At 59.4% G+C, this 2,877-nt stretch carries 2 protein-coding genes and 1 pseudogene; 2 read left to right on the forward strand and 1 reads right to left on the reverse strand.

The window, feature by feature from the left end; genetic code table 11:
• Nucleotides 1–1,216 (forward strand): class I tRNA ligase family protein (locus L692_RS0115895; protein ID WP_025701126.1); only part of this gene is annotated, 1,216 nt, incomplete at its 5' end.
• A 122-nt stretch (nucleotides 1,217–1,338) separates the two neighbouring features.
• Here the strand turns inward: L692_RS0115895 and comER are convergent.
• Entirely contained in the window at nucleotides 1,339–2,181 is an 843-nt protein-coding gene (gene comER, locus L692_RS0115900; RefSeq protein WP_025701127.1) for a late competence protein ComER, read from the reverse strand.
• A gap of 151 nt (nucleotides 2,182–2,332) precedes the next feature.
• Between comER and L692_RS0115905 the strand changes: the two are divergent.
• Nucleotides 2,333–2,877, forward strand: a pseudogene (locus L692_RS0115905) (hypothetical protein); the annotation flags it as partial.

Consider the following 2,877-nt stretch of genomic DNA (forward strand, 5'->3'; position numbering starts at 1 on the left):
GGGTGTTGGCAAAGGCAAGGTAACCTACCGCCTGCGCGATTGGCTGTTCAGCCGCCAGCGCTACTGGGGCGAGCCGATCCCGATTCTCCATCTGGAGGACGGCACGATGAAGACGGTCCCGGAAGACCAGCTTCCGCTTGTGCTGCCGGATGTCGACGCGATCAAGCCTTCGGGCACGGGCGAATCGCCGCTGGCCAATGTGACGGACTGGGTCGAGACGGTCGATCCGGAGACCGGCATGAAAGCTCGCCGCGAGACGAACACGATGCCGCAGTGGGCTGGCAGCTGCTGGTACTACCTGCGTTACATCGATCCGCATAACGACAAGGAGCTGTGCTCTCCCGAGAAGCAGAAGGAATGGCTGCCGGTCGATCTGTATATCGGCGGCGCCGAGCATGCAGTGCTTCACCTGCTGTATGCCCGCTTCTGGCATAAGGTGCTGTATGATCTCGGGGTTGTGGAAACGAAGGAGCCGTTCTACAAGCTGGTCAACCAGGGGATGATTCTCGGCACCAACAACGAGAAGATGAGCAAATCTCGAGGCAATGTCATCAATCCGGACGAGATTGTGAATGAGTTCGGCGCGGACACGCTGCGTGTGTACGAAATGTTCATGGGTCCGCTGGAGGCAACCAAGCCGTGGAACGCGAACGGCGTGGAAGGCATTCACCGCTTCCTCTCCCGCGTCTGGCGCCTGTTCGTAAGCGAAGAGGGCGGCCTGAGCGCTAAAATCACCGAGAACGGCGGCAGCGAGGAATTCAAGCGCACCTGGCACAAGACGATCAAGAAAGTGACCGATGATCTGGAGAATCTGCGCTTCAATACGGCAATCAGCCAGCTGATGATCTTCATCAACGACGCCTACAAGCAGGAGACGCTCCCGCGCCAGGCGATGGAGAATTTCGCGCAGATGCTGTCGCCGCTCGCTCCGCATCTCGCCGAAGAGCTGTGGCAACTGCTCGGACACGAAGGCACGATCTCTTATGTGGAGTGGCCGACTTATGACGAGGCGCTGACTGTGGACGCCGAGGTGGAAATCGTGGTTCAGGTGAACGGCAAAATCGTTCAGCGCAGCCTGATCCCGCAGGGCATGGGACAAGAGGAAATGCAGGCGCACGCGATGGGTCTCCCGAACGTGAGCGCGGCAATCGAAGGCAAGACCGTCCGCAAGGTCATTGCGGTTCCGGGCAAGCTGGTCAATATCGTAGCGGGTTAGCGAAGAACGCCAAACCCCGCGGCAGGAGTTTATCCTGCTGCGGGGTTTTTGCGTCTGGCGAGAGTCTCCCGCCAATTTCCTCATTAAGCAGTGAGCCGGGGCAGACTGCATGTGTGAGGGAATCACTTATTCTGAGCAATGCCGTCCCGCCCGAACAGCGAATCGAGTTTGGCCACATCCTCGTCGTATTTTCTGTGCGTTGTGGCGATCAGCCGCTCGAACACGCCGTCCAGGCTGCAGCGGAGATGATTCAGAGCTTCGGCGGTAATGCCGCCGGGCACGGCGACGCGGTCCTGAAGCTGCTGGGGCGTAAATTCGCCCTCGGTCAGCAGCTTTCCCGTTCCGAGAAGCATCTCGCCAGCCAGCCTTCCCGCCAACACCCGGTCGATTCCCGTCGCTTCGACGGCCGCTTCAATCCATCGTTCGATGAAATAGCTAAGGAAGGCCGGGCCGCAGCTGGAAAAATCGGAAGAAACGCGGGTATGATGCTCGTATATTTCCACCGGAGTGCCTATATGGGACATCAGCTTGAGCAACTGCGCCCTGTCGTCGGCTTTCAGCCGGCTGCCGAGCACGCAGAGCGAGGTTCCGCTATATACGCTGTGCGTGATACTGGGAATGATCTTGGCGATTTTGGACGGCAGGGCGCGCTCAAGATGGTAAATTTGGACCGGACTTGTAATGGACACGACGATCTGTTCGCTGCGGAGGCAGTGGCCGATTTCATCGGTCAGCGCTTTGAACTCCATCGGCTTGACGCATATAAATAAAATATCGCTGCGGGACGCGGTCTCGCTGTTGCTGCCAGCCAGCGTAATTCCGGGGTGAAGCTGCGAGAGACGGGCGAGCTTCTGCGGGCTGCGGTTGCTCGCAATGACGTCGCCGGCCAAAAGCCCCCCGGAAGAAAGAAAGGCGTCGATCAACAGGCCGCCCATGCTGCCCGTTCCGATAAAACCCACTTTCATCCTGTGGTTCCTCCTTTCGCGCTTGCTCTTGCAGTAATGTTCTTCGTTATATGTATGCGTCATGGTCTTGGTCCCATGCCTAAAATTTAGGTGATGTATGGAAAAAAGGTTCAGGCAGGTTAAAAAAACCGAAGATAAAGGAGATGCCAATATGAACAAGTTAAGCATACTCGGCGCGGTTGCCGCAGCCCTAATCGGCGGCGGCTTGATCTGGACCGCCGGAAACGGGGGATCGTCAGGAATCGCCGGATGGGAAACGCTGAACGCACAGGTGGAGAAGGCGACCACAGGCGGGAGGGCGGCGACAGCGGGCGGGGGCGCAGTGTCTGATGGCGGCAGCCCGGCGTCCCGGGAGACGGCTGGAGTAAAGGAAACAGCGCAGGCGGGCGGCAGTCCCGTGCCCGATAGCGGAAACGCGGCCGCTCCCGAGACGGCTAAGGCAGAAGAAACAGCGGAAGCGGCAGGCAACCTCCTGAGTGGCAGCGGAGATACCGGAGCTGCTGCCCGGCAGGAGGCCCCTAAAACGGCTGCGGCCCCGGCTGGAGACGATGCGAGAAGTGCGGCCCCGAATGCAGCCCAGACTGGGGAAAGCGGCAGTCCGGTGACGAATGATAGCGCGGGATATGAGGTGGTCGCTTCCGGCTCTACAGCGGCTGACGCATCGGCGGAGGGGAAGGTCAATGTCAATACGGCGGG

Origin of the sequence: Paenibacillus forsythiae T98, from assembly GCF_000520735.1 — a bacterium.
Lineage (GTDB): Bacteria > Bacillota > Bacilli > Paenibacillales > Paenibacillaceae > Paenibacillus_AQ > Paenibacillus_AQ forsythiae.

Coding starts and splice junctions, on each gene's coding strand:
- comER (WP_025701127.1), bottom strand. CDS start 2,181: ATGAAAGTGGGTTTTATCGGAACGGGCAGCATGGGCGGCCTGTTGATC.